The sequence below is a fragment of the Pseudomonas capeferrum genome, from assembly GCF_000731675.1.
GTDB classification, from domain to species: domain Bacteria; phylum Pseudomonadota; class Gammaproteobacteria; order Pseudomonadales; family Pseudomonadaceae; genus Aquipseudomonas; species Aquipseudomonas capeferrum.
In genome coordinates this window covers 2,714,752-2,734,242 of sequence record NZ_JMIT01000001.1, presented here as the reverse complement: position 1 = coordinate 2,734,242, position 19,491 = coordinate 2,714,752, and the positions used below count along the sequence as shown (strand labels likewise).

The following is a 19,491-nucleotide window of genomic DNA, read 5'->3' as shown; positions in this document are numbered from 1 at the left end:
CCATTCGCGGGGCAAGCCCGCTCCCACAACCCCGCTAACCTCAAGGGCAGCGGGGTACTTGTGGGGGCGGGCTTGCCCCGCGAATAGTGCGGTCCAGATGTGCCCTAGCGGCCCATCATGTCCTTGACCATCCGCTGCTGCTCCATGATCTCGCGCTGGCGCTGATCGATCTGCGACGCCAGCGGGAAGTTGCTGCCCGCACGGCGTTTGGCGTAATCCAGCTGCTGGATGGCCTGGTCGAAATCCCCCACCAAGGTGAAGTACTCGGCCCGTGCCCGGTGCAAGCCGATGGTATTGCCCGACAACCCCCGCACTTCGGCAACCTCGTACCACACATCCGGGTCATCCGGCCGGCTCTTGAGCAGGTCGTTAAGTACCTTTTCTGCCTCGGCCGGCTTGTTCTGCTTGACCAGCAGGTCGGCGCGCACCTGTTTCAGCGGGTAATTGCCTGGGTACAGCCCCTGCATCCGTTCGGCGCGCTGCTGTGCATCGGCCAGGCGGTTGTTGGTGATGTCCAGGTCGATCTGCGCCAGGTTGTAGGTAATGTCGTTGGGGGCCTTGGCCAGCAGCGGCTTGAGCAGCTCGCGGGCCTCGTTCAGCTGGCCACCCTTGATCTGCGCCAAGGCCAGGCCATAGCGCGCGGCGTCAAGCTTCGGGTCTTCGTCAAGCTGGGCGCGGAAGCGCTTGGCGGCAAGGCCCGGGGTGCCTTCGTAGGTGAGTGCCACGCGGGCGCGGATCAACTGGTAGCGCTGGGTGTCCTCGATGCCGCCCTTGGGCGCCTGCTCGGCGCGGTTGCGCGTGTCGGCAACCCGCGACTCGGTCACCGGGTGAGTCAGCAGAAATTCTGGCGGCTTGGCATCGTAGCGGTACTGGCGCGCCAGGCGCTCGAACATGCTGGGCATGTTGCGCGGATCGTAACCGGCCTTTTCCAGGTTCTGGATGCCGATGCGGTCGGCTTCCTGTTCATTTTGCCGCGAGAAGCGCCGCTGCTCCTGAATAGCGGCGGCCTGGGTGCCTGCGATCACGCCGATACCGGCGTCGCCGCCACCACCCGCGGCCAGCACGATGCCTGCCAGCAGGGCGGCCATCATCGGCAGTTGCATGCGTTGCTGGGCTTCGACGCCACGGGCGAAGTGGCGCTGCGACAAGTGCGCCAGTTCGTGAGCCAGTACCGAGGCGTATTCGCCCTCGGTCTGGGCATTGAGGAACAGCCCGCCGTTGACCCCGACGATGCCGCCAGGGGCGGCGAAGGCGTTGAGCTCGCGGCTGTCGATCAGGATGAACTCCAGGCGCCGGTCCTGCAACTGGCTGGTTTCCGCCAGGCGGTACACGCTGGTTTCGACGTAGTCCTTGAGCTGCGGGTCGTTCAACTGGTTGACCTGGCCACGCAATAGGCTCAGCCAGGCGCGGCCGAGCTGGTGCTCCTGTTGCGGCGAGACGATCGCAGAGCTGGCATCACCCAGTGATGGCAGGTCGTCAGCATGGCCGGGAAGGGCCATCAGGCAGGCCAGCGTCAACAGGGTAGGGCGCAGTAGATTCATGCACGAAGCTCGCGTCGGGTCAAAGGCCTCTACTGTAGCCCGCTCACACGTTGGCGACCAGTGGCGGTATCCTAGCGGGCCTGTTACCAAAGACGTCTGCCCCGCACGTGGAGAACCCCGATGAGTGACACCCTGACCTGCGACGCCGAACTCGACGCCAGCGGGCTGAACTGCCCGCTGCCACTGCTGAAGGCAAAGATGGAACTCAACCGCCTGGCCAGTGGCGCGGTGCTCAAGGTGATTGCTACCGATGCTGGCTCGCAGCGCGACTTCCGCACTTTTGCCAAGCTGGCCGGTCATACGCTGCTGCATGAAACGGCCGAGGCCGGCACCTACACCTACTGGCTGCGCAAGGCCTGAGTCTCAACCAAGGATCGTCAATGTTCAAAGTGCTTCGCGACTGGATGCAGCGCTATTTCTCCGATGAGGAGGCGGTGGTGCTGGCGGTCCTGCTGGTTCTGGCGTTTACCGCGGTACTGACCCTGGGCGGCATGTTGGCGCCGGTGCTGGCGGGGATGGTGCTGGCGTTTCTGCTGCAAGGCCTGGTCAACGCCCTGGAGCGCCTGCGGGTGCCCACCCGGCTGGCGGTGGCCGTGGTGTTTGCGTTGTTCATGGGGGCACTGGCGGTCATCCTGCTGGTGCTGGTGCCGTTGCTCTGGCATCAGCTGATCACCCTGTTCAACGAGCTGCCCGGCATGCTCGGCAAATGGCAGTCGCTGTTGCTGCTGCTGCCCGAGCGCTACCCGCACCTGGTGTCGGATGAGCAGGTATTGCATGCCATCGAGTCGGTGCGCGGTGAAATCGGCAAGTTCGGCCAGTGGGCACTGACCTTTTCGTTGTCGAGCCTGCCGCTGCTGGTCAACGCGATGATCTACCTGGTGCTGGTGCCGATCCTGGTGTTCTTCTTCCTCAAGGACCGCGAGGTGATCGGGCGTTGGGTGGTGGGTTATCTGCCCCGTGAGCGCACCTTACTCAACCGCGTGGGCAACGAGATGAACCGGCAGATCGCCAACTACATTCGCGGCAAGGGCATCGAGATTCTGATCTGCGGGGTTGCCACCTATATCGCGTTCATCAGCCTGGGGCTGAACTATGCGGCCTTGCTGGCGTTGCTGGTGGGCTTGTCGGTGGTGGTGCCCTATGTGGGCGCCGTGGTGGTGACCGTGCCGGTGACGTTGATTGCATTGTTCCAGTGGGGCTGGGGCGATCAGTTCATCTACCTGATGACGGTGTACGCGATCATTCAGGCGCTGGATGGCAACGTGCTGGTGCCGTTGCTGTTTTCCGAGGCGGTGAGCCTGCACCCGGTGGCGATCATCTGCGCGGTGCTGCTGTTTGGCGGGTTGTGGGGCTTCTGGGGGATCTTCTTTGCGATCCCGCTGGCAACGCTGTTCAAGGCGGTGCTGGATGCCTGGCCGCGGCAAGAGCCGACAGTGGCGCCGCTGTTGTGATTTTTGGGGCTGCAAAGCAGCCCCGACAATCTCAAGCCTTGTTCAACGCCTGAGCCGCCGCCAAGACGGCATCCACATGCCCGGGTACCTTCACCCCACGCCATTCCTGGCGCAGCACACCGTCCTTGTCGATCAGGAAGGTGCTGCGGTCCACGCCCATGTACTCCTTGCCATACAGCTTCTTCAGTTTGATCACGTCGAACAGCTGGCACAGGGCCTCGTCCTTGTCGCTGATCAGCTCGAACGGGAAGCCTTGCTTGGCCTTGAAGTTCTCATGCGACTTGAGGCCATCGCGCGATACGCCGAACACCACGGTATTGGCGGCGGCAAAGGCTTCATGCTGGTCACGGAAGCCCTGGCCCTGGGTGGTGCAGCCCGGGGTGCTGTCCTTGGGGTAGAAGTACACCACCACCTGGCGGCCCTTGAGCTCGGCAAGGCTGACCGCCTGGCCGCTGGTGGCCTGGGCCTGGAAATTGGCAACGGGTTGGTCGAGTGCTACGGCCATGGGGGCTTCCTTACATGGGGTTCTGTGGGCGCCAAGGCTCGATCAGCGCATCCAGGTTCAAGGCATCGGCAAAGTCCAGGAACTGGTCACGCAGCCAGCTGATCTGGGTGCCGGCCGGCAAAATCACGGTGAACTGGGCGTTGAGCATGCTGCTGCCGGTCTGTGGCGCCAGGTAGGTGTCGCAGGTCATGGCTTCGAGCTCGACACGGTGGTCGAGGAAGAACTGGCACAGCTCGTTGATGATGTCGGGGCGGTAGGCCGCGCTGACATAGGCCACGTAAGGCAGCGCCTGCGGGCGTACCTCCTGGTCGGCGCTGCGCACCACATCGAGGGTCAGGCCGTGCTTTTTGCCCAGGCCAGGCAGGGAGGCTTCAAGACGCGCCAGGGCGTCCCAGCTGCCACCGACCTGCAGCACCAGGGCGCTGGTCTCGCCATGGCGGCTCAGGCGCGAGGTGACTACCGCGCAGCGGTTCTCGACGGCAGCGCGGCTGAGGACGTTGGCCAGTTCCATGGGGTTTGGGCCCAGGGCACTGATGACAAGGAATTGTTCGCGGACGGTGGGGGTGGACATGCAGCATTCCTAAAGCGATGAGCGGTCGGTGCAGGACAGGCAAAAGCCTCCAGTCGGCAGTGCCCGGGGCTCGCATGCGAGGTCGTGGACGCCGGCGGGGAGCAAGGTCGACGGCCCGGCGGGCCGCGCTGCACCGATCAAAGGATCAAGGGTAGCGAATTAAGCCGCCGAGGGGAATGCTCCGCCCGCCTGCTTCGCTTGTGCAAGGCCGATGCCCCCAGTACCATTACCGCTCTCTTTTTCCGGCAGGAGCAGTTACATGATTGCGGGCAGTATGGTGGCATTGGTCACTCCCATGGATGCACAAGGGCGTCTTGACTGGGACAGCCTCGGCAAACTTGTAGACTTCCACCTGGAAAACGGCACTCACGCCATCGTCGCCGTCGGTACTACCGGCGAGTCGGCCACCCTGACCGTCGAAGAGCACATCGAGGTCATCGAATTCGTGGTCAAGCGTGTCGCTGGCCGCATCCCGGTCATCGCGGGCACTGGCGCCAACTCCACCTCGGAAGCCGTGCACCTGACCCAGAACGCCAAAAACGCCGGCGCCGACGCCTGCCTGCTGGTCGTGCCGTACTACAACAAGCCGACCCAGGAAGGCTTGTACCAGCACTTCAAGCACATCGCCGAAGCCGTCGACATCCCGCAGATCCTCTACAACGTACCCGGCCGCACCTCCTGCGACATGCAGGCCGAGACCGTGATCCGCCTGTCGACCGTGCCGAACATCATCGGCATCAAGGAAGCCACCGGCGACCTGGCCCGTGCCAAGGCCATCCTCGATGGCGTCAGCAAAGACTTCATCGTCATGTCCGGCGACGACCCGACGGCTGTCGAGCTGATCCTGCTGGGCGGCAAGGGCAACATCTCCGTGACGGCCAACGTCGCCCCGCGCGAAATGGCCGACTTGTGCGAGGCCGCCCTTGAGGGCAATGCCGAGAAGGCCCGCGCAATCAACGAAACACTCATGCCGCTGCATAAAGACCTGTTCTGCGAAGCCAACCCGATTCCGGTGAAATGGGCGCTCGTCGAAATGGGCCTGATGCACAAAGGCATTCGCCTGCCGCTGACCTGGTTGAGCGAAGGCTGTCACGAAAAAGTCCGTACTGCCTTGCGCCAGTCCGGCGTACTGGTTTAATCGAGGAAGTACACCGCATGAAGCGACTGGCTGGTCTTTCCGCCCTTGCCCTGATCATTTCCAGCACCAGCGGTTGCGGCTGGCTGTGGGGCGACGAGGGTTATTTCCGCGACCGCGGCAGCGATTACCTGCAGGCGCACCCGACCGCGCCGATGCAGCTGCCGCCGGACGCCAGCAACGTCAAGCGCCTCGACCCGCTGTTGCCTATTCCGCGTAACGTTGCCGATGACAGCGCCACCGGCGAGTTCGAAGTGCCGCGTCCGCAACCGCTGACGGCCGGTGCCGAAGTCAGCGACTTCAGCTTGCAACGCAGCGGCAACAGCCGTTGGGTGCTGGCCCAGCGCTCGCCAGCCGAAGTCTGGCCTGCGGCCCGTCAGTTCTTTGAAGACAATGGCTTCCGCATTGCCGAAGAGCGCCCGCAAACCGGCGAATTCAATACCAGCTGGCAGCGTTTCGATGAACTCTCGGCCTCGCTCGGCCAGCGCCTGGCGAGCACCGCCAGCAGCGGCGACAGCGAAGTGCGCGTGCGTGTACGCATGGAGCCCGGCGTGCAGCGCAACACCTCCGAGGTGTACATCGTCAGCGTCGAGCGCCCGGCTGGCAGCACCGCCGAGCCTGGTTTCCCGTCCACCTCCAGCAATACCGGCGCCGATGCCCTGCTGGTTGACGAAATGCTCGCCAGCATGAACCGCAGCGCCGAGAAGGGCGGGTCTGTCTCGCTGCTGGCCGCGCGCGATTTCGATGCGCCAAGCCGCGTCAGCCTGAGCGAAGACGGCAGCGGCAACCCGGTACTGTTCCTGGGCGCCGACCTGGATCGCGCCTGGTCCAGCGTGGGCCGTGCCCTGGAGCAAGGTGGCGAGTGGCGTGTCGAAGACATCAACCGCAGCCTGGGCCTGTACTACATCAACCTGTCCGAAAAGCCTGACGACAAGCAGAACGAGCCGGGCTTCTTCAGCCGCATGTTCGGCAGTGCACCGACCAAGGAAGAGCGTGAAGCCCGTGCCGAGCGCTACCAGGTACGCCTGAGCAAGGTCGGCGAGAGCGTGCAGGTCACCGTCGAGAAAAACATCAACACCGTGGCTCCGGCCGATGTCGCCCGCCGTGTGCTGAGCGCCATTCAGGACCACCTGGGTTAAGTGCGCTTCGCGGTACTCGGAAGCGGCAGCCAGGGAAACGGCACGCTGATCGCCAGTGGTGACACGTTCATCCTGGTCGATTGCGGGTTCTCCCTGCGTGAGACCGAGCGGCGCCTGGCGCTGCTCGGGGTCTCGGCGGCACAGCTGAGCGCGGTGCTGGTTACCCACGAACATGCCGACCATGTGCATGGGGTGGGGTTGCTGTCGCGGCGCTACAATGTACCGGTCTACCTCAGCCAAGGGACGTTGCGCGGCCTGCGCAAGCCGGTGGAGGTGGCCGGTTTTCTCGCTTGTGGCGACAGCCTGCGCATCGGTGGCCTGGAGGTGACGGCAGCGCGCGTCGAGCACGACGCCTACGAGCCGTTGCAGTACGTGCTCAGCGACGGCCGGCGGCGTTTCGGCATGCTCACCGACCTGGGCTCGTACGATGCCTTGTTGCTGGAGCGCTACCAGGGCCTGGATGCCCTGTTGATCGAAGCCAATCACTGCCGCGACATGCTGGCACGCGGTCACTACCCGTCGTTCCTGAAGCAGCGGGTAGGTGGCATGCAAGGGCATTTGAACAATCACCAGGCCGCGCGCCTGGTGGACGAGTTGGGCTGGAGCAACCTGCAACACCTGGTGCTGGCCCACCTCAGCAGCAAGAACAACCTGCCACAACTGGCCCGCCAGTGCTTCGTCGACACCCTTGGGTGCGACCCAGACTGGCTTCAGGTGGCGAATCAGGAACACGGGCTCGACTGGCGCGAAATCGCCTAGCCCAACTACTCAAGCAAGCGGAGCCCATCATGGAAAAACGCGAAGAACTTTACCGCGGCAAGGCCAAATCGGTTTACAAGACCGACGACGCCGACCGCTTGATCCTGCTGTTCCGCAACGACACCTCGGCGTTCGACGGCAAGCGTATCGAACAGCTCGACCGCAAAGGCATGGTGAACAACAAGTTCAACGCCTTCATCATGCAAAAGCTCGAAGAAGCCGGCGTGCCGACCCAGTTCGACAAGCTGCTGGGCGACAACGAGTGCCTGGTGAAGAAGCTCGACATGATCCCGGTCGAGTGCGTGGTGCGTAACTACGCGGCGGGCAGCCTGGTCAAGCGTCTGGGCGTGGAGGAGGGCATCAAGCTGGAGCCGTCCACCTTCGAACTGTTCCTGAAGAACGACGAGAAGGGCGACCCCTTCATCAACGAATCCCACGTTGTCGCGTTCGGCTGGGGCACCGCCGAGCAGCTGGCAGAGATGAAAAAGCTGTCGCTGAAAGTCAACGAAGTGCTGAACAAGCTGTTCGATGACGCAGGCCTGTTGCTGGTCGACTTCAAGCTGGAGTTCGGCGTGTTCCACGGCCAGATCGTCCTGGGCGACGAATTCAGCCCCGACGGCTGCCGCCTGTGGGACAAAGAAACCCGCAAGAAGATGGACAAGGACCGCTTCCGCCAGGGCCTGGGCGACGTGATCGAAGCCTACGAAGAAGTTGCCAAGCGCCTGGGCGTGCCGCTGTAAGCGGCCTGTTCACGCAAGCGCCTGATACCACGCGATTTTTTTGAAAATAAAGGTTTGCGTTTTCAGAATTCGCTGGTATGATGCGCGGCATTGGAGAGATGCCGGAGTGGTCGAACGGGACGGATTCGAAATCCGTTGTACTGGCAACAGTACCTAGGGTTCAAATCCCTATCTCTCCGCCATATTAAAGGCCCCGAGCGCTGTATAGCCCTCGGGGTTTTTTCGTTTGGGGAAATTTGGGGGAATGGGGGAGCGTGTATTTCCCCCCAAGCGTTCGCTATCATTCCGCCATTGCCTACTACGAAAAGCGGCGTTCGGACCAAGAACCCCTGCAACATCAATTACAATCCGCGCAACGCCTAGCAGTGGCAGCTCGGCCGGAAAGAAGAGGCGGAAGCCCGCGCTTTGCCCGATTTGACAATACAGAGAATGGCATCCGTGCCTTGCAAGCTGCTGATCAACTACCGCGGCAAGGCCGGTATGCCTGGCGTGGGCGGGAACGGCATCGATACAGGGCTCGAGACCATCAACCGTTGGGTACCGAGCAGCGAGAACGACACCCAGGGCTATGCTGCTGTCGTGGTCAAGCGCCTGGGCGTCCGGGCGCGGACCCGATCGACATCAAAGACCCAGCCACGCTGCGCAAGGTGGTGCTCGGTATCATCATCCATGAGAGCGGCGGTAACCTGTATCCGTTGATGATAATTGATGAGTGTATCCGGCGGGCTTTGGCATGAGCGTCTGGCCTGCGCGGCTGCCGCTCTTCTTGTACTTCTGGCGTCCCATTGGGGGGCTACCAGCACGGCATAGCGGGCGAAGGGCGGTCAGGCATCAGTGCAACGGGGCAGCGGCGACCGCTTGGTCGAGGTAATCGGCGAACGATCGGCGCACCAGGAAGATCACCGGAGCGCAAACGCGCAGCAAGAGGCGCGGGTAAAAGCGTATGACGAAAGAACGATTGCTGGTGCTGGCGCTACTGACGCCGATGCTGCTGGTCACCGGCTGCGCAGTTAAGCCACCCAGCTCATAGTCACCGTCAGTTGCCCCGGTATGTATATCGCCGCTATCACCCAAGGCCAGGCAGCCACCCTTCCGCCACGGTGCTCTCAGATTTACTCACACGGGCCGATGCTCGAGCGGGAGAATTGGCGAAAGCTTATGACCGAGCCCTGTCAACTGGGCGTGCGTGTAAGGCGTCTTACATTGCTCTAAAAAGATAAACAAAATGCAGGAGTAGGGCTCTGTAAGGTCGTGATTCTGAACTCGATTAAGCCTTCGCGGTGAAGGTTGTCGAGCCGCGAAAAGTAGAAGGCTTTCTGTACTTAGAGTTTAGAGTTCTTTAGATGACCGCCCTCGATGATCATGATCAATCTGTGAGTGAGTCGCCCACTACGATTCGTTATCATAAGGTTGCGCTGCAGGGCTTGCTGAGATGAGATGCTAAAAGTATTTTGCATTAAAGAGTCGGAGCGCATATATTTACAGAGAGCTTGGACTTAATTGAATTTCTTGTCTAGTTGGTGGAGCTGGATTTATGCTTGTGCTTGATGACTTTCGCTTTGAATCCCATCGCTTGTTGCTTGAAATTGACGCTTCAACAAATCTCCTTATGATGCTTATAGTGGCAAGGAACGTAACGGGTGATGTGTGGGCTAATGCAGTGAGTCGTCACGAAGCGGCCTATGAGGCGTGGGTTAGCATGCTCCGTAGTTCCTCTATTAGCAAATAGGACGTTTAGACACTCGTGACAGGATGTCAGGGAACTAGCGACGGCTTAACTTGTTTTTTTGCCATCCAGTCACGAGGGCATTAAATTTAAGGTGGTGTAACGGTAATAACTGTCGAGCCAGAGAACGCACCGGGGGCCACGGTTCCCCGGGTGGCAAGGGTCGACTCGATGTTTAATGGGGCTTGGCCATTTGGAACGGTCACGTTGATACCCGCTGTGGCGTCCTTGCCATTGATCGTGATCTTCGAGTACAGGCTTTTGTCGTCTCTGAGCTGCACCCCGTTAGTGTCTGTTCTGGATGCTGAGACGGTGACGCTGGCCGGGCCCCGACACTTTAGCTGGAGCTTGGTCGAAGCCTTAGCCCCGTTGGCTTCAATGTCGGATAAAGTTTTGTGGTTGATATTGGTGTCCCCTGTGATATCGCATTGTAGCGTCGGAGCAACAACACGGGTGCACGGGCCGAACAAGTTAAATGCGGCGCCAAGATTTCCAGAGGTTGTTGCATATGCAAAAGAGATACATAAATTATTGCTTGCGTCTTGGTTAGCTACTAGAATCGAGCCGCTTAGAGGAACTCTGAAGCCGACAGCCTGTAGGTCGGAGTACAGGTCGCCCAAGGTTGAAAGTTCTCGCCGAATAGGTACGCTCCATATAGCGTAATGACCTACCTGGTAGCCCGGCCCCCACGAAACCTTGGTCGCTGACAACATAATATTGCAAGTGTTTAATAGTGGGTCGCTATCCCTACACGGATTTACCCCACTTGTAGTTGTTGTCCAGTCGGTTACGGTAAAGTAGTAACGTACACCCCCCTGCTCATAACGACTTTGCGTCGTCGTGATGTTGATCGCTTGTGCTTGTGCAGCTACAACACACAGTAGTACTAATGCAATGGTGCGGCGTAACGTGGTCGTGTATGAGGCTTTCATGGTCGTTACTCGTAACTCAGTTCAAAGGTCATTGACGCTTCAAAATCGCCTAGTCCTAGGGTGCGATTGGCTAGAACCTCGGGTGCTCCTTTCAAGTAGGCATTGAAGTTGAGCGCGTTATAGCCGCTGGTCAGTTCGCCCATGGGATGGTTCTTGTTCAGCGGCAGTGCGGTACCGCCCGCCGTCTCCAGTCCTACCATCAAGCCTTGTACAGTGGTGCTTTGCAGCAACAGCAGGCCCGGCGGTTCGCTGCTTTCATTGCCGCTGAACGTGATATTGACCATGCGTTTTCCGACGTCTAAGTCGCAATTGTTCAACCGCAGCACGATCGGCCGCCCTTTGGTTCTCCCGTTGAGATAAAGGTCCTTGTTGACCACGCTTTTGAAGTCCAATTTGATCAACTCATCTCTCTCATCAAGCACGCAAGGCTCATTCACCAGCGTTCCTGAGAAGTACAGGTTATCTTCTGCTGCTTGCACCGCCGAGACCCACAGGCTGGCGGAGAGCCAGATGGTCAGGATAATGGCCCAATTGCCCATACAGCCTCCTAGTAGAGTTCAGCCATCAGAAGTGCCGAAGCGGTAAAGTTGGTGCTGGGTAACTCCGCAGCGGCAAGCTTCACCGGCACGGCCTCCAGTATCGGTGGTGTGGATGCGTTCACATCGATCTCTCGAGGCTCATTAGGAATGAGTGTGGTACCGCCGAGCAGTACCTTGATGCCTAGGTCGTTCACAGAGCTTGTCAGTGCGGTATGGTCGAAATCCGCATACTTGCCTATGAGAGTCAAGCGCATGTGCCAAGTGATACCAGTCCCGGAAGCACCCGGGCATGAGATCTGGTACGGAATCGCCTGGCGATAAAGTTCGCCATCAATGCGATTAACGGCGATATTGCGCTCGAAGCGCACATTGATACGGCCGCCTTTGTCGCTGACAGTGCAGCCCGGCGGCGCCAGCAGGTTGCCGGTGAACTTCAGGTTGTCCGCGCCAGCACAAATTAGGGGCAGGGTGGCGATCGAAAGTATCGCAAAGGTGCGGTGCAGCATAATCATCGATAATCCACCACGAGAGTTGCGCTGGCATCCAATTTGCCGGCTTGAACCTCACTGTTTTCGCGCTTGACCAAGACGGCTTGCAGCACAGGCTGTTTGCGGGTGTCTATATCTGCCCAGGTATTGAGCGCAAGCGGCACACCGTCTTTCTTCAAGGCGATACCGAGGTTGTCGTAACCGCGTACCACTAACAGTTGAGGATCGAACGCTGGGGTACCGCGTACTTGAATGCGTAACTCATTGGTCGCGGAGCGGCTGCAGTCGAGTGCGTATTCCAGGGTGATGGTCTTGTACGTGCCATCGATGCCGGTGGTCTGCACATCGCCAAAGGGGGCAGTGATGGGGGCGTTTTTATTGATCACGCACGGGATCGCCGCATAGATGACACCCTCGATCGTCACCTTTTGCTCGATGGCATGCGTCATGGTTGCGCAAGCAAACAGTATGGCTAGCAGTGCGGGCCGTGCGACGGTCATTGCCAGACCCTTAGTCATATGCAAGATTCACATTGAGGCTGGCGCGGAAGGCGCCCGGGCGCAAAGGGGCGGATGTGCGCTCAGGGCGGATGTAGTATGTCAGTTGGTTGTCACCCGGGGAGACGAACCACCCGGGGGCGGTTCGGCCCAGGCGTACATCGTTGCCTTGGATATCTAGCAGGCGTAGGCCGAAACCCTCGGCGCCGCTCACCCTTATAAGCGCGGGCGTATTGGCATCGGCGACCGCGTTGAACGCCATCGTGGCTACCGGCTCGATGGCGCTCCAGACCAAGGTGCCTTGCTGCTCATCCTGACGTCCGCCGTTGACGCGTATACAGCCTTGCAGTTTGAGATGCAGGGCTATAGGCGCACCCTGATCGCCAATGCGCAACAGGCGGGCAGTGCTCAAATCGCCCAGCGACAGAGTCTGGTACGCAGAACTGGGGTCCAGGTAGCAGGCGCTTTCTAACAAGGTGCCGGTGACCTGGAATTCGGCCGTCTGAGCAAGATTGCCGGCGGCATGGGTCAAGACACTGGCATTACATAGCCAGGCGGCAAGACAGATACGGAGTCCAGGCTTCATGATTTGCCCTCACTGGAATAAGTCGTCGGGTGTCAGCGATTGCTGTCAACGGGGCTGGCGTTGCAGCTGTCTGCAGTACAGTTGAACTGCAGTTGCGGGCGGCCGCCAAAGTCATTGACGTAGGTCAGCACTGGCTTGTCGCCCAGCGCCTTGCTGCTTACGCCCAGGTCGAGTTGGCCTCTAGGGGCGATCATCAGGGGTTTGAAGTCGGTTGCGCTGGCGGCCTTGAGGTTGGGCGTGGCATCGATCAGGGTGACGTAGTATGGCGTCGGATTGTTCACTAGATAGCGGTCGTTCTGGCGGGTCAGGGTCAGCTTTTCCTGCCACGGGGCTTCGTTAACACCGGACCTCGCGACGATCGCCGCCGGTCGATAAAACAGCTTCACACGCGTTTGCAGGGCAATTTGCAAGGTATTGGGCTGGTCGCTGCGTGGCGGGATTTCGCGCAGGTTGAAGTAGAACAACGATTCGCGGTCCTGGGGCAGTTGGCTAAGCTCAGGCAAGCCTTGAATCTTTACCTGGCTGTTGCCCCCTGCTTCCAGCCGCTGGATGGGCGGCACTACCACCAGGGGGCTAGTAATTTTTTCGGCCTGCTCATTCTCGATCCACGCCTGTGCAAGGTAGGGCAGTTGGGTGTTCTGGTTACTGACGCTGAGGCTGATCGATTTCTCGCTGCCGGTAAAAATGACTCGGGTACGGTCTAGCGACACTGCGGCCAGGCAGGTTTTCGCCACGCAGGTGCCAGCGAGGGCAAGCAAAGTCAGGCTGATGCATTTAAAACGGGTGTTCATAGAAGTACCTATTGCAAATAGATTAAGCGGCGGAGTCGTCCGTATCGCTGACGGGCTGGCAAAGCAGTTCCAGTTGTCGTTCGGGCGATACCACCTGGTCAGGCAGTGTGAAATGGCAGCGCGCGCTGCCGTCCCATTGCAGCGACATGGTTTCGCCTGGCTTCATGCCGCTCAGGTAAGTCGATCCTTCTTCGCCAACAATGCCGGTCTCCTGGCCGCGGCTGTTCCGTGCGCTGGCGCCAAAGGGCGGCGCGCGGTGATTGGCCATGCGAATGATGACCATGGCCTTACGGCCGGAGATCACATCGAAACGGCGGTAGCCGATCGCGCCTTCGGTCAGGGTTGCCTGGGTGATCGACTGGGTGGCTTCGACATCGTCGGCCAAGTCGTCCAGCACAATGCTGGCCTGGTTGCGGTAGTAGCTGTTGACGTCCGTCACCACCGCCTTGCCGAAACGGTTGGTGCGAGTTATCCCGCCGTTGCCGCGCACGGGTACGTCGGCAACGCCCTGGGTATCAACCAGCAGGCGCGTGCCGCCCATGATATTGCTGCGATGCAGGGCCGCACCTTGTGCAGTCAGCGTGGCACCGCCTTGCAGAGACAGTCCTGCCGACGTGTACTCACCGGCCTGGTAACTGGCGCTCGCAACTACCTGAGCTTCATCCCCGTCATGCGACAGAAAACCGCTGGCCATTGCTCCGCTGGAGGACTTACCCGCGCTGAGCATGTAATTGTTACGCGCATCGATACGGTCGTAATAGCTCAGGCTATGAGAAGTGTCGCCGCGATTGACCGACGAGCTGTAACTGAACGAGCCCGTGCTGTCCCAGGGGATGTTGACCGATAAGTAGGCACCATCATCAGAGGTGCCTTTGCCCTTGTTCTGGTACGCGGTCAGGGATAGGCTGAGGTTCTTCAAACCACCGACATCGAAATAGCGCGACACTGACAGGCTGTAGCGGTCGCTTGCCTGGCTGTTCCAGTAAGTCTGGTGGTTGTAGTTGAAGTACATGCTGAGAGCTGAATCGCGAAATTGTTTGCTCACCGTCGCGGTGTACAGCTCCTTGCTCTGGTTCAAAGGTTGGCTGCCACGCCGGGCCTCGATGAATTCGTTCATGCTCATGTAGTTCTCTTCGGAGAACCGGTAGCCGGCGAAGGTAATCTGGCTGTCGTACTCGTCGAACCGCTTGGAATAACTGGCACGGTAGGACTTACCGCTCAGTGTGTCACGTTCCGGGATCGTGGCCCGTGACTGCGTGACGTCGAATGACAATGCACCGAAAGCCATCAGGTCGCGACCAACGCCAACGGCGAGGGATCCATAGTCCTTGGCACCAAGGCTACCGCCATACAGCGACCAGCCGTTGCTCACACCCCAAGAAAACTCACCGGTGGCGAAAGCGGGGCCATCGAGTTGATGTTCCCAGTCAGAGGGTTTGCCGGTGGCCAGCTTGTAGCGCACCGTGCCAGGACGTGTCAGGTAGGGAATGCTGGCCGTGTCCATCTGGAATTCCTGGACGCTGCCATCCTGTTCCTCGACGCGCACGTCTAGCTGGCCAGAAACCGCATCGTTGAGATCCTGAATTCGAAACGCCCCTGGGGGGACTTGGGTGTCGTAAAGCACGCGGCCTTGCTGGCGAATGATCACGCGCGCGTTGGTGCGGGCCACACCGCTGACTTCCGGGGCATAACCCCTTAGATTGGGGGGCAGCATGTTGTCGTTGCTGCTCAGGTTCACCCCGGTGTAGCGGAAACTACCGAACAGGTTGGAGTCGAGGTAGTCTTCCCCGACGATCAGGTTCGAGCGCAGAGACGGCATCGCGCGTAGCGCATAGAAACGGCTCCAGGCGAATTGGTTTTGTGACGGCTGGTTGTCACTACGTTGCATCTGGGTCTGCCAGTCGCCACGCAAGCGCCAGGCGCCGAGATTGATCCCGGCGGTACCGTTGCCGCTGAGGTTGTCGCTGCGGCCTTTGCCCCGCGTGCGGTCGGTGGTCTGGGCATTGAGGTTGTAATCGAAAAGCACACCGGAAATGCCCTCGTCCCAGCGAGATGGTGGGTCCCAGTTCGGCGCAGTATATTCCAACTGTTCTTGGGGAATGCTCACGTACAATGCCGAAGTGCCCAGGTTGCCACGGGCCTGCATGCCGGTAACGCTGGCCAGGTCCAGGCAGGCGCCATCGCGCCACCAGGTGAGCGACTTAATAACCTGTTCTTTCAGACCCAGTTCATTGACCAATGCCGGCGAAAGACAGGGGACGCTGCTTTTCGGATCGTCTTCGGCCGGAAGATAGTCGACAGCAAACTCCGTCAACGTATCGCGGTTCACGTGTACCATCAGGTTGTATTGGCCGGGCATGATGAAGTTGGCCGAAGCAAACACCCCAAGATCAAGGTTCTCGCGATCTTTGAGGTCCAGTACATCTGTGTTGAATTGGAACTCTTCGGCTGCACTTGCCCACGTCGCGATACAGCACAACGCCGTGGTAGCCAGTACCTTACGGTGATTCACGTGACTAAGTCCTTGAGCGAAACTGCACAAATGATTGTGGGGCAGTTCAGAAGTGCTGAATGTTAAGCTTGATGGTGGCGTGATAATCGCCTGCTTCCAGTGCATGTCCGACGCCAACGAGCGTCAATGAGTAGTTGAGCATTAGGCTGTCAGTAGACAGTTCGTTGTGCTCAAGTACCATGCCTGGCGATACTAATTTACCCTGGCGGTCTTTTATTTGCAGGGCAATGCCTTTAGCGATGCCCTCGATAGCAAAGTACTTTCCATTGGGTTGTCCTTCGAATGTCAGTTTAAAGCGCTGGGAAACATCGGTGTCGTTGGGCTTTTCCGATGCAATACAGTCGCTGATATAGAGGGTTAAGGAATGCTGCGATGATGTATCGCCGTTTAGCAGGCCATTCAGTGTCATAGGTTTGAACGCAATCGTTTGACGATCGCTACCCACTCGCATATTACAGGCGCTGTCCACGATGCTCCCGCCCAGTTGTACATGCCCTTCGAGTGCATCGGCAGCACTGGTGGGCATGATTAGAGGGCATAGAGTCAGCAGCAGGACGGTTGAGCGAATCATTTAAACCTCCGCAAACTCCCCGCAATAAGCGATCCGTGCTTACTGCGGGGCACCTCATCACGCGATCCGTGCGTACTGCGGAGCACCTCATCATTACGCGATCCGTGCGTACTGCGGGGCGCCTCATTACGCGATCCGTGCGTACTTCGGAGCACCTCATCACGCTATCCTTGCGTACTGCGGAGCACCTCAGTAACGGATTAGCTTACTGATAAGCGAGGGTGAAGTTGGCGAACGTTTCGAAGTCACCCGGTTTGATTGCGGCTCCTGTTGCTGCGCCGCCACCAGCTGGGGCAACCATGTCACCCTGCAGATAGGCTTTGAACTCGAGGTAGGTGTCGCCATTGGACAGCGTCTGGGCAGGAGAAGCGTCACCCAGCTTGATCAGCTCACCGGTGTGATCGGCGATGGCCAGGCTGGCGCCTTGGGCCGTACCTCTGATAGCCAGCAGGTCGGGGTTGGACGCAGGCGAACCGGTGAAGGTTGCAGTGGCCGACTTCAGTGCGCCCAGTTCACAACCGCGCAGTTCGATCTTGAAGGTTTTCGGAGTGGATTTTCCGCCGTCTTTCAGGGAAACATTGGAGACTTGATCCATCTCGACGGTTTGGTATGCCGACTCTTGGGCGATGGAGCACGGTGCCTCAATAATTGCGCCCCTGAAGGTAATGCGACCGTGACCTTGATCTTGGGCAAAGGTGACAGCCGAGGTGGATGCCAAGGCAACTGCCATGATCGCGCCAGCCAACGAACTAACTTTCATTTCATACTCCTAGGTTGATAGTGAAGTGCTTGAAGGGGGCTTAGTTGAACACTCTCTTTCTGCTCGGGTATCTGTGTACCGTTGAGCTGGAGTAAGCCTAGGGGGCGAAAGGGAAGAAATGAGTAGGAAATTGCCTACGGAAGCATAGGAAATTTCCTACGGGTGCATTTATGCAGCGATTACCGCGTCAATTCATTGCGTTTGGCAAACTCCGCCAGGTCAACCAGCGACGTAGCGCCCAGCTTTTGCAATAGCCGCGTTTTGTAGGTGCTCACAGTTTTATTGCTCAAAAAGAGCATGTCGCCAATTTGTTTGTTCGAGTAGCCCTGCGCCAAGTATTGCAATACCGTCACTTCCCGGGCGGTTAATGAGCGAATCTGCTCCAGTTCCGACAGTTGGTCGGCAGGGTTGACACTGTCGAACGTGAGCGAGGGAAAGAACGTATAGCCGGCATCCACCGATTTGATCGCTGTAATCAGGCTGCCCAGGTCCTCTTCCTTGTTGACGAAACCGCGTGCACCTAACTGGATACAGCGACGGCATACCGAATCGGCAGGTTGCGAAGTCAGGATAAGCACCTTGCTACGCACATCTAGCGTTTTAATCTTGGTGATAACGGTAAACCCATCCAGTTTGGGAATACCAATATCGAGAATGACCACCTGCGGGTTGAGCTCGCGTACCAGCTGAACCGCATCCAGGCCATTGTCCGCTTCGCCCACCACGCGCATGCCGTGCTTTTCCAGCAGCACCCGGACTGCAAGTCGAATGACTGGATGATCGTCAACTATCAGAACGCTATGCATAGTGTGAATCTACCTTGAGAACGCGCTTGTTACGGAACGGTATCGATAAGCCACTAGCAGGTTATCACCATTAGCTGCGTAGGACAGAGCTGTACTTGCTTCGGAAATTTCCGATGGATGAGAGGAAATTTCCCATGGAGGTGTCAGATGCGAGCCTTGCAGACTGTGGCTCCTTCAATTGCGTGCGTGTAGACCTGCGATGCAAGACTTGACTGTTCTGGTGCTGGAGGATGAACCCTTCCAGCGCCTTGTCACCGTGACTGCACTGGAAAAAGTGTTGCCGGGGCCCATTCTGCAAGCGGCGGACGGCCACGAGGCCGTTGCTGTGCTGTCAGCCTGCGACGCGGTAGACATTATTATCTGTGACTTGAGAATGGCTGGCATGGACGGCTTGGCGTTTCTTCGCCAAGCCAGTAGCAGCGGCAAAATTGGGGCTGTGGTGCTATGCAGCGAACTGGACCCGGCGCTGCGTCAAGCCACGGTCGCGATGATCCACTGTCTGGGCCTGACTTTTTTGGGCGACTTGGGCAAGCCTTTCAACCTGGAAGGATTCAGCCAGGTGGTCAAACGCTATAGGGAACACTGCAGCGCCGCGCCTAAAGTGTTGTCGCCGGCAGAGCTCCCCACGCTGAACGATGTGCAGCAAGGCTTGGACAACGGAGAGTTCGAGGCCTATTACCAACCCAAATTTACCCTGCAGGGGCAGCAACTGGTTGGCGCAGAAGTGCTTGCACGCTGGACGCACCCTCAATGGGGGGTGCTGCCACCCGCACATTTTTTACCGGTGATGGAAGCGCACAACCTGATCAACCGCTTGTTCTGGCAGCTGTTCGAACAGGGCCTGTCTCTTCAGCAAAGGCTGGCAGCGCAGCGCCAGGGGATCGACCTGGCGTTCAACTTGCACCCGGCGCAGCTGGCGTGCGCCGCGTTGACTGAGCGCATCACCCTGCTGATCAAGCGGTCACAGGTGCCAGCGGCCAGCGTGACGTTCGAAATCACCGAGTCTGGTCTCATCAGTGCACCTGCCAGAAGTCTGGAAAACTTGGTGCGGCTGCGTATGCTCGGTTGTGGCCTGGCCATGGATGATTTTGGCGCCGGTTATTCTTCACTGGATAGACTAAGTGAACTGCCATTTAGTGAAATCAAGCTTGACCGGGCGTTCGTGCGCAAGATGCAAAACCAGCCCAAGAGCGCTGCGATTATCAGTTGCTCGGTGGCGCTGGCCCGGGCGTTAGGCATCTCGCTGGTTATCGAAGGTGTAGAGACCGTCGAGCAACAGGCTCACCTGATTGAGTTGGGCGCCACCCTTGCCCAAGGGTTTTTGTTCGCCCGGCCGATGCCGGAAAGCCACTTCATCGACTTCTGCATGCAGCGCAGGTTGTGAGGCAGGTCCTCATGAACGAGCGACGGCAACCACTTTGAACTATTATTGCGCCGCCACT

The 19,491-nt window shown here is 59.0% G+C and carries 22 protein-coding genes, 1 tRNA gene and 1 pseudogene; 11 read left to right on the top strand and 13 right to left on the bottom strand.

Translation table 11 applies throughout. The features are described 5' to 3' along the window. Positions 1-104: 104 nt before the first annotated feature. The gene (locus tag PC358_RS12115; protein WP_033699831.1) at positions 105-1,541 is read right to left on the bottom strand and encodes a M48 family metalloprotease; all 1,437 of its coding nucleotides are present in this window, start codon (positions 1,539-1,541) and stop codon (positions 105-107) included. Between the two features lie 120 nt (positions 1,542-1,661). Here PC358_RS12115 and PC358_RS12110 point away from each other — a divergent pair, with 120 nt between their 5' ends. Together PC358_RS12110 and PC358_RS12105 are read left to right on the top strand one after the other, a co-directional pair. Then, a complete protein-coding gene (locus PC358_RS12110; protein WP_027594652.1) occupies positions 1,662-1,901 on the top strand; it encodes a sulfurtransferase TusA family protein in 240 nt (79 codons plus the stop codon). 20 nt (positions 1,902-1,921) lie between these two features. Beyond that, positions 1,922-2,992 carry an AI-2E family transporter gene (locus PC358_RS12105; RefSeq protein WP_033699830.1) on the top strand — a complete coding sequence of 357 codons (1,071 nt, stop codon included), beginning with the start codon at positions 1,922-1,924 and terminating at the stop codon, positions 2,990-2,992. Between the two features lie 31 nt (positions 2,993-3,023). Here PC358_RS12105 and PC358_RS12100 read toward each other — a convergent pair whose 3' ends face one another. Both PC358_RS12100 and PC358_RS12095 read right to left on the bottom strand, forming a co-directional pair. Then, complete coding sequence (locus PC358_RS12100; RefSeq protein WP_033699829.1) at positions 3,024-3,497, bottom strand: peroxiredoxin; 474 nt, start codon at positions 3,495-3,497, stop codon at positions 3,024-3,026. Positions 3,498-3,507: 10 nt separating this feature from the next. Next, positions 3,508-4,068 carry a glycine cleavage system transcriptional repressor gene (locus PC358_RS12095; protein ID WP_033699827.1) on the bottom strand — a complete coding sequence of 187 codons (561 nt, stop codon included), beginning with the start codon at positions 4,066-4,068 and terminating at the stop codon, positions 3,508-3,510. Positions 4,069-4,327: 259 nt separating this feature from the next. Here PC358_RS12095 and dapA point away from each other — a divergent pair, with 259 nt between their 5' ends. The 8 genes and pseudogenes from dapA (at position 4,328) to PC358_RS28405 (ending at position 9,061) form a co-directional block, all read left to right on the top strand. Next, the gene (gene dapA, locus PC358_RS12090; RefSeq protein WP_033699825.1) at positions 4,328-5,206 is read left to right on the top strand and encodes a 4-hydroxy-tetrahydrodipicolinate synthase; all 879 of its coding nucleotides are present in this window, start codon (positions 4,328-4,330) and stop codon (positions 5,204-5,206) included. Between the two features lie 17 nt (positions 5,207-5,223). Next, positions 5,224-6,342: an outer membrane protein assembly factor BamC gene (gene bamC, locus PC358_RS12085; protein WP_033699823.1), complete on the top strand. Its 1,119-nt coding sequence runs from the start codon at positions 5,224-5,226 to the stop codon at positions 6,340-6,342. Beyond that, positions 6,343-7,101, top strand: a complete 759-nt coding sequence (locus PC358_RS12080) for an MBL fold metallo-hydrolase (RefSeq protein ID WP_033699821.1) — start codon at positions 6,343-6,345, stop codon at positions 7,099-7,101. Positions 7,102-7,130: 29 nt separating this feature from the next. Further along, entirely contained in the window at positions 7,131-7,841 is a 711-nt protein-coding gene (gene purC, locus PC358_RS12075; RefSeq protein ID WP_012315794.1) for a phosphoribosylaminoimidazolesuccinocarboxamide synthase, read from the top strand. 92 nt (positions 7,842-7,933) lie between these two features. Continuing rightward, positions 7,934-8,023 (top strand) — tRNA-Ser (locus PC358_RS12070). 109 nt (positions 8,024-8,132) lie between these two features. Further along, positions 8,133-8,578: pseudogene (locus PC358_RS28135) on the top strand (structural protein P5). A gap of 97 nt (positions 8,579-8,675) precedes the next feature. After that, positions 8,676-8,855, top strand: coding sequence for a DUF2514 family protein (locus PC358_RS28325; RefSeq protein WP_143500797.1), 180 nt, complete (start codon positions 8,676-8,678; stop codon positions 8,853-8,855). 86 nt (positions 8,856-8,941) lie between these two features. Further along, a complete protein-coding gene (locus tag PC358_RS28405; RefSeq protein ID WP_346656678.1) occupies positions 8,942-9,061 on the top strand; it encodes a DUF2514 family protein in 120 nt (39 codons plus the stop codon). 595 nt (positions 9,062-9,656) lie between these two features. Here PC358_RS28405 and PC358_RS27760 read toward each other — a convergent pair. The 10 genes from PC358_RS27760 to PC358_RS12020 all read right to left on the bottom strand — a co-directional run bounded on the left by PC358_RS27760 (position 9,657) and on the right by PC358_RS12020 (position 18,049). Next, entirely contained in the window at positions 9,657-10,499 is an 843-nt protein-coding gene (locus PC358_RS27760) for an MrpH family fimbial adhesin (protein ID WP_143500793.1), read from the bottom strand. Positions 10,500-10,504: 5 nt separating this feature from the next. After that, positions 10,505-11,038, bottom strand: a complete 534-nt coding sequence (locus tag PC358_RS12060) for a fimbrial protein (protein ID WP_050506092.1) — start codon at positions 11,036-11,038, stop codon at positions 10,505-10,507. 8 nt (positions 11,039-11,046) lie between these two features. After that, on the bottom strand, positions 11,047-11,550 hold the full coding sequence (locus PC358_RS12055) for a fimbrial protein (protein ID WP_050506091.1): 504 nt from the start codon (positions 11,548-11,550) through the stop codon (positions 11,047-11,049). Further along, positions 11,547-12,026: a fimbrial protein gene (locus tag PC358_RS12050; protein WP_160015248.1), complete on the bottom strand. Its 480-nt coding sequence runs from the start codon at positions 12,024-12,026 to the stop codon at positions 11,547-11,549. Before PC358_RS12050 ends, PC358_RS12055 begins: the two co-directional genes overlap by 4 nt. 10 nt (positions 12,027-12,036) lie before the next feature. Then, positions 12,037-12,555 carry a fimbrial protein gene (locus tag PC358_RS12045; RefSeq protein ID WP_160015246.1) on the bottom strand — a complete coding sequence of 173 codons (519 nt, stop codon included), beginning with the start codon at positions 12,553-12,555 and terminating at the stop codon, positions 12,037-12,039. 86 nt (positions 12,556-12,641) lie between these two features. Then, the gene (locus PC358_RS12040) at positions 12,642-13,400 is read right to left on the bottom strand and encodes a fimbria/pilus periplasmic chaperone (protein ID WP_033699816.1); all 759 of its coding nucleotides are present in this window, start codon (positions 13,398-13,400) and stop codon (positions 12,642-12,644) included. A gap of 22 nt (positions 13,401-13,422) precedes the next feature. Then, positions 13,423-15,912: an outer membrane usher protein gene (locus PC358_RS12035; protein ID WP_201773250.1), complete on the bottom strand. Its 2,490-nt coding sequence runs from the start codon at positions 15,910-15,912 to the stop codon at positions 13,423-13,425. A 46-nt stretch (positions 15,913-15,958) separates the two neighbouring features. Continuing rightward, positions 15,959-16,483 (bottom strand): fimbrial protein, encoded by a 525-nt coding sequence (locus PC358_RS27755; RefSeq protein WP_033699814.1) that lies wholly within the window; start codon positions 16,481-16,483, stop codon positions 15,959-15,961. 205 nt (positions 16,484-16,688) lie between these two features. Beyond that, complete coding sequence (locus tag PC358_RS12025) at positions 16,689-17,243, bottom strand: fimbrial protein (protein ID WP_033699813.1); 555 nt, start codon at positions 17,241-17,243, stop codon at positions 16,689-16,691. A gap of 179 nt (positions 17,244-17,422) precedes the next feature. Beyond that, complete coding sequence (locus tag PC358_RS12020; RefSeq protein WP_033699811.1) at positions 17,423-18,049, bottom strand: response regulator transcription factor; 627 nt, start codon at positions 18,047-18,049, stop codon at positions 17,423-17,425. Positions 18,050-18,248: 199 nt separating this feature from the next. Between PC358_RS12020 and PC358_RS12015 the strand changes: the two genes are divergently transcribed. After that, positions 18,249-19,433, top strand: a complete 1,185-nt coding sequence (locus tag PC358_RS12015; RefSeq protein WP_033699810.1) for an EAL domain-containing response regulator — start codon at positions 18,249-18,251, stop codon at positions 19,431-19,433. Positions 19,434-19,491 lie beyond the last annotated feature (58 nt).